Below are 6,327 nucleotides of genomic sequence, written 5' to 3' on the forward strand. Positions count from 1 at the left end.
CGGCGCGAGGAATCTGCTTTTCCACAGCAGATTCCTCAGTCGCTGCGCTCCTTCGGAATGACACCGCTGGTCCATTGTGCAAACTAACCCACTGCCGACTCACTTCCCGTCTCGCGCCTCGATGTTGTCCTGCCGCTGGTGAACGAACAGATCGGCGTAGGCTTTCGGCAAAAAGATCAGCCCGAACAGACCGTTGGCGAGCATGAAGGTGAGGTGGGAGGCGAGGCTGTAGGCGAGGAGATCCGCCTCGGCCGCATAGCCGCTGAAGAAGAAGATCCAGGCGGCCTGGGAGGTGCCCAGGTGGGCCACCGTGACGGGCAGGGCGGCGACCAGAAAGACGACCGGCAGAAAGATCAGCAACCGCAGGAGGGGGATCTCGATCCCAAAGAGGGAGAGCGCGTAGCGGTGGACGAAGATGGAGAGGAGGAAAATCGATCCTTTCATCAGGAGGACGGCGGCCATCTGCCAGAAGCGCGCGCTCCGCAGGGTGTGGAAGATGGGGCTCTCCTTCCACCGGGGGAAGGGGATTCCACGTGCGAGGAGCAGGGCGCAGGTCCAGACGGCGGCCAGCCCCAGGGGGAGGAGGATGGAGGCGCCGGGCAGCGTGCCCGGAAAGCCCCAGAGGCCGATGGTGGCGAAAAGGAGGAGGTTGGTGGCCTCCAGGAGGATGAGGGTGGCGATGGTGCCCGAGATTCGCCCGAGCGGCGTCAGGAACCGTCTGTAGATGTAGAGGGCGAGCGCCGCCTGCGCGAGCTGGGTGTTGATCAGCGAGACAAGGTAGGTGGAGGCGCGGACCGGGAGCAGCTCGCGGTAGCGGATCGGCCCGTGAAACCAGCGCACCATCCGCGAGAGGACGAAGGTGTCCACCGAGAAGAAGCAGAGAGAGAAAACGCCCATCAGGGCGAAGAAAGGCAGCAGCCGGGCGCGGGAGATCGCATCCCAGAACCGATCAAAGGGGATGCGCGTGAAGATGAAGGCGAAGATGAGGAGGGTGAGCGCCAGCGGCCAAAGGCGCGCCCAGAGCGGGGTTTTCTTGGCGCTGTGCGCGGGGGTGTCCAAGGGCGGTCAGCTTCGCGGGGGCAGGCAGTGGGCGAGGGTTTCCGCGATGGGGGTGAGGGCGAAGGGGAGGGTGTTCTTTATCTCCTCGGCGTCCGCCAGGTGTTCGTTGAAAAGGGTGTCGTAGACTGTGTGGTTCCAGCCGATGGAAGGGATGATCGAGCTGCAGCACACGGCGCTCAGCCAGGCGATGGGGCGCGGGATGGGGATGATTTTCGGGTTTTTCCCGAGGCGGCTTCCGGCCCGTCGGATCAGATCGGCAAAAGTGAGCGTGTCCGGTCCCGGCAAGTTGACGATCTGGAGCGGGCGGGTCGGGTTGAGGATGGCCCATTCGATCGCGGCGATGACATCGTTTTGGGAAACGGGTTGAATCCGGAAGTTGCCCCCCTTCACCAGCGGAACGAAAGATGCGCCCGCCGCCCGCTTGAGACCCGCGAGCGCGGCGCCTTCGGACCCGAGGACCATCGGGACGCGGAATATGGCTCCGCCCAGATCGGCGCTTTGGATGGCCTGCTCGGCCAGCCCCTTCGAGCGGATATAGAGGTTTCGCGACTCCGGGTCCGCTCCGATGAAGCTGAGGTAGATGATGTTTTTGATCCCGGCCTCGAGTGTGGCCAGGACGACGTTCTGGGTGGACTTGAAATTCGCGTCCAGGAGTGTTTCCCCGGCCTTTGGGCGCAGCGCCCCGGCCAGGTGGACGATGGTGTCGGCCCCTTCGATCTGCCGCCGGATTTGATCCTTGTCGCCGTAATCCACTGCCAGAATTTCAGCGGAGAGCGGCCGGAGCGCCGCCGCCCGCCCCAGATCGCGCACCAGGGCGCGCAGGCGGGTCGGGATGGTTCCGCCCTCGCGGCTCAACCACTGAATCAAATGTTTGCCGATGGCGCCATTCGCGCCGGTGACGACGATGTCGATCGGAGTCTGCTCCTGCAAGCTGAATCTGGGTGCACCAAACCGTTTCCGCTTTGGGGGGAAGAGTATGCCGCCAGCGGGGGAAATTTCAAACCCTACGCCCGGCCGGAGAGCATCCGGTGGGTGGGTCCGGTCAACTGCTCAATCTTCAGGCCGAAGGGGCAGGCGCCCGCACAGGCGAGGGACTCGCAGGTGAGGCAGGCTTCCGCCCCGGCTCCCAGCATGGCGTACTCGCTCCGGGCCAGCCGCATGTCGCCGTAGCCGCGGGCGTACATCCGCGTGCGGAGCACATCCGGGATGGACACCCCCTTCGGGCAGGCGCCCTCGCAGGCGTCGCAGGCCTGGCGGCAGAAGGAAGCGCCGTTGATCTTGGCGTAGGTCTTGAGGAGGCGGAAATCCTCCCGGGCCGCCGAGCGCCACCCCGAGGCGCCGACATACTCGCTGATGAGCGAGCGGCTCGTCATGGAGATGATGAGGCTGTCCACATCCGGGTTGGAGAGCACCCACCGGAAGGCGGCCTGGGCGTAGGTGGCGCCGCCCTTTTCGTAGGGGCGCATGTCGTTGAGCCGCCCGCCGTAGAGGACTTTCATGGCGATGATCCCGATGCCTTTTGATTTGGCTTTCTTGATGGCGGCGGGGAGGGCGGGCTGGCGCGCGATGAAGTCGAAGCCCCGGGTGAAGCGCTCGAAGAAGGCGGGGTCTTGCCCGAAGTTGTAGGCCACGAGAAATACGTCCACCCCGCCCGCCATGCCGGCATCCAGGCAGGAGATGAGGCGTCCGGCGTGGCCGGAGATGCCCGTGTAGCGGATCTTGCCCTGCTTCTTGGCGAGCGCGTTGAACTCGTGCCACTCGGGGTTGGTGATCACCTCCGGGTTGTTCACGGCGTGATTGAAGTAGACATCCACATAATCCGTGCGGAGGCTGCGGAGGCTTTTCTCCAGCGTCTCCATCATTTGCTCTTTCCGGGAGGAGGACCAGGTGGATGTTTTCGAGGTGAGGTAGACCTTGTCCCGTTTGCCGCGAAGGGCGTTGCCGATGGTTTTTTCCGACTCGCCGCCCGTATAGCTCTCGGCGCTGTCGAAGTAGTTGACCCCGAGGTCGAGGGCGTGGTGGACGAGATCCTCCTCGCCGGAGCCGAGACGGCTTCCGCCGAAGGAGATGTCCGACATGCGGATGTCGGTGCGGCCCAGTTGCTTGTAGCGGCGCACGCCGGCCGGGGTCTGCGCGCCGGCATCCTGAGCCAGCGGCAAAAGGCCGAGCGAGAGCCCGGCGAGGGTTCCCCTCTGGAGGAATTCCCGGCGATCCAGGACAGGTTTTTCGGGATGCATGTTGCCCTCTTCGGCGGCTGGAGATGTCCTAGGATATGCAAACGGGCGGGAGCTGACAAGATAGGCTTTTGCGCCCAAGCGCCGCGGCCCGACGGGTTTCCCCGGGTGGTCCCGAAGTCTGCCCCCGCCTATAATCCGGGCACGCGGATGAAAACGCAAAAGTATGGTTTTGCCGGAGGTTTTGGATGAAAGCGCTTGGGCGTTCGCTCGATATCGGCTGCGGACAGGCAAAAAAGGCGGGCGCGTTCGGAGTGGACATCAACGCCCGGACGGATGCCGATGTTTTGGCCGATGTCTCGGGCGATGGTCTTCCCTTCCAGGCCGGCAGCTTCGAGCGCATCTGGATCTCCCACATCATCGAGCATGTAGAATCCCCGCTGCGGCTTCTGGAGGAGATCCACCGCGTCGGCCGCGAAGACGCCGAGATCGAGGGGGTGACTCCGCACTTCTCCAACCCCTGCAGCTTCGCCGACCCGACCCACCGCCATCACTTTTCATTTTATGTTCCTGAACTTTTTCCGCGATCAGGCCGCGCCCGCCTCGGGCGCACGCAAGTGGGCGAATCGTTTTCTGGAGTGCTATTACCCGGCCATCGGTTTTTACACGGGGGTCCGCTTTGAGGTGCTGGAGCTGGAACTGACCTTCTGCCGGCTCCACCGCTGGCTCGGGATCGCCTGGCTGGCCAACCGCTTTCCCGAGATTTGGGAATTTCACTTCTCGGGCATCTTCCGGGCCCGGGACATCCGCTTCCGCCTCCGGGCGCGGAAGGGTTCCTGAAAAAATTCTGAGACAAAAAAAACCTGAGACAAAAAAAGGAGAGGCCCCGCGGGGCCCCTCCCGTCGTGCGCTTTTTGTCTTTGCCGCCTCAGGCGCCGAGAATGCGGAAGTGGCGCTCCTGCTTGAGGAGCGGCTCCCATCCATCTTTCTTGACGATCACCGAGTATTCGATCTGGTAGCCCCCGTAGCCCATCGTCCCGATCGGCGCCTCGATGTTGATGACGGCGTTCTCGGGCAGGGGAATCTCCGAGGTTTTGGGCAGGAACGGCTGGTCGTACTTCACCTCGTCGGCGAGGATGAAGGGAAACTCCCGCGCCTCGAGGCCGACGGTGTGGCCGGCAAAGGGGCTGTTGAAGCCGGGGAGGCCGGCCTTGTGAATGCCCTTTTTCAGGGCGTTGTAGATCTGCCCGCCGGTCACGCCCTCCTTGACGATGTTGACGCCCTCGTGGAAGCCGGTCTCGACGGCCTTCCACTCGCGCTTGGACTGCGCGGAGGGCTCGCCGATGGAGCCGCAGCTTCCGGTGTCGGCGTTGTAGTTTCTGAAGAAGAGGCCGGCGTCGAACATGAAGTGCTCGCCCCTTTTCAGCTTCCGGTTGGTCGGGGGGAAGATGAAGCAAGAGCGCGGGCCGCTGTTGAAGTGGAACCAGTGCCACATGCCGCCGGGCCGGGCGACCTCCTGCCGCCAGACCTCGGCCACGTCATTTTCGGAGACGCCTTCCTTGATAAAACCAAAGAACTTGGCGATGGCGTTCTCGTTGACCTCGGCCGCCGCGCGCAGGCGCTCGATCTCCTCGGGGGTTTTCACCAGGCGGATCATCAGGAAAAGATTCGTGCCGGGGAGGAACTCACAATCGGGCAGCTTGTCCTTCAGCCTCTCGAAGAGGGCGGGCGGGCACCCTTCCTGATCCAGGGCGATCCGGCCCTTCGTGATGCCCCGGTTTTTGAGGGCGGTGACCAGAGCGTCCACGATGGTGGGGTATTTCCCCCCCGACTCGTGGAGATGCAGATACATGCGCATCTCATCGTCCGGCGGGGTGTACCCCTCGGGGATGATAAGGGCGGACTGGCCGCCGTAGCTGTAGACGTTATCGGCGTATCCGCCGTAGGCGGCGTAGTAGCTGTTGTCCGAGCGGGTCATGATGAGGTCGCTTCCCGCCTGGGGGTCGTTGACGAGCAGGGCGTAGCTCTGGAGGCTGCGGTAGACGCGCTGCGCCCATCCGACGTGGCCGGTCAGGTAGGTGACGTTCTCGAGAGTGGTCCCGATCATCGCCACGAGGTTGTGCTGGGTCATCAGTTCATGGGCGCGTTCTTTGTTCAAGAGCATGTCGGGCCTCCGCCTTACGGGGTAGCGATGTGTAGAAGTCGGTTCTTCGAATGTGTGGGGTGAAATCTACCACAAAGGGGGAATGGGGACCACAAAACCAAGGTTTCTTGACAGGACGCCGCCGATCCCGGAAGGATGAGCGGGAAGGGGAGAAAAAGAGGCGATTTGGCTTTCCGTTTGGAGGTTTCCGGGCATGGAGATGGACCGGTCGGCGGCCGAGGCGCTGCTGCATGAGTGGACCCAGAGCGAGGGCCTCCGGGCCCATGCCCGGGGGGTGGAGGCCTGCATGCGCCGCTACGCCCGCGAATTCGGCGAGGACGAGGGGCTTTGGGGGCTCACGGGCCTTCTCCACGATCTGGACTATGAGCGGCACCCGAGCCCGGAGGAGCACCCCCGGGTGGGCTGCGGGGTGCTCCGGGAGAAGGGCTGTCCCGAGGAGATGATCGAGGCCATTCTGGGCCATGCCGCGTATCTGGAGGTTCCCCGGGAGAGCCGGATGGCCCAGGCGCTTTATGCCGTGGACGAGCTGGTGGGGCTGATTACGGCGGTGGCCCTGGTGCGGCCCTCCAAGGATGTCCGGGATGTCTCGCCCAAGAGCATCCGGAAGAAATGGAAGGATAAAGCCTTTGCCAAAGGGGTAAATCGGGAGGATATCGAGCGGGGGGCCGAGGCGCTCGGGGTGCCGCTCGAGGCGCACATTGGCGCGGTTCTGGGCGCGATGCAGGAGGTGGCCGCCGGGCTGGGGCTGGACGGCTCCGCCGCCGGCTGAGGGGCTGCCCCCGTTCGTAGAGAAATTTGGTCCGGTTTGTTTGACCTTTTTTTTGAAATGGTTGAATAATCACGGAAAGGGGGGGCCGGGCTCACGGGCGCCCCGGAGAATCGCCCAGGGAAAGTGCAGCGGTTTTCCGATCGGGTGCAGTGATGCCGGAA

At 63.8% G+C, this 6,327-nt stretch carries 7 protein-coding genes; 3 read left to right on the forward strand and 4 right to left on the reverse strand.

What is annotated here, in order from left to right; all coding sequences use genetic code 11:
* Nucleotides 1–99: 99 nt before the first annotated feature.
* The 3 genes from O2807_10480 to O2807_10490 all read right to left on the reverse strand — a co-directional run bounded on the left by O2807_10480 (nt 100) and on the right by O2807_10490 (nt 3,296).
* Entirely contained in the window at nt 100–1,059 is a 960-nt protein-coding gene (locus O2807_10480) for a lysylphosphatidylglycerol synthase domain-containing protein (protein ID MDA1000922.1), read from the reverse strand.
* Nucleotides 1,060–1,065: 6 nt separating this feature from the next.
* Nucleotides 1,066–1,989 carry an NAD(P)H-binding protein gene (locus tag O2807_10485; protein ID MDA1000923.1) on the reverse strand — a complete coding sequence of 308 codons (924 nt, stop codon included), beginning with the start codon at nt 1,987–1,989 and terminating at the stop codon, nt 1,066–1,068.
* Between the two features lie 74 nt (nt 1,990–2,063).
* Nucleotides 2,064–3,296, reverse strand: coding sequence for an aldo/keto reductase (locus tag O2807_10490; protein MDA1000924.1), 1,233 nt, complete (start codon nt 3,294–3,296; stop codon nt 2,064–2,066).
* A 185-nt stretch (nt 3,297–3,481) separates the two neighbouring features.
* Between O2807_10490 and O2807_10495 the strand changes: the two genes are divergently transcribed.
* Both O2807_10495 and O2807_10500 read left to right on the forward strand, forming a co-directional pair.
* Nucleotides 3,482–3,916 carry a methyltransferase domain-containing protein gene (locus tag O2807_10495; protein ID MDA1000925.1) on the forward strand — a complete coding sequence of 145 codons (435 nt, stop codon included), beginning with the start codon at nt 3,482–3,484 and terminating at the stop codon, nt 3,914–3,916.
* Between the two features lies 1 nt (nt 3,917).
* Nucleotides 3,918–4,073 carry a hypothetical protein gene (locus tag O2807_10500; protein MDA1000926.1) on the forward strand — a complete coding sequence of 52 codons (156 nt, stop codon included), beginning with the start codon at nt 3,918–3,920 and terminating at the stop codon, nt 4,071–4,073.
* Nucleotides 4,074–4,161: 88 nt separating this feature from the next.
* On the opposite strand, the gene O2807_10505 is transcribed toward O2807_10500, so the two are convergent.
* Nucleotides 4,162–5,397: a Xaa-Pro peptidase family protein gene (locus O2807_10505; GenBank protein MDA1000927.1), complete on the reverse strand. Its 1,236-nt coding sequence runs from the start codon at nt 5,395–5,397 to the stop codon at nt 4,162–4,164.
* Nucleotides 5,398–5,596: 199 nt separating this feature from the next.
* Between O2807_10505 and O2807_10510 the strand changes: the two genes are divergently transcribed.
* Nucleotides 5,597–6,166, forward strand: coding sequence for an HDIG domain-containing protein (locus O2807_10510; GenBank protein ID MDA1000928.1), 570 nt, complete (start codon nt 5,597–5,599; stop codon nt 6,164–6,166).
* The last annotated feature ends 161 nt before the right edge of the window (nt 6,167–6,327 follow it).

Source organism: bacterium (assembly GCA_027622355.1).
Taxonomy (GTDB): domain Bacteria; phylum UBA8248; class UBA8248; order UBA8248; family UBA8248; genus JAQBZT01.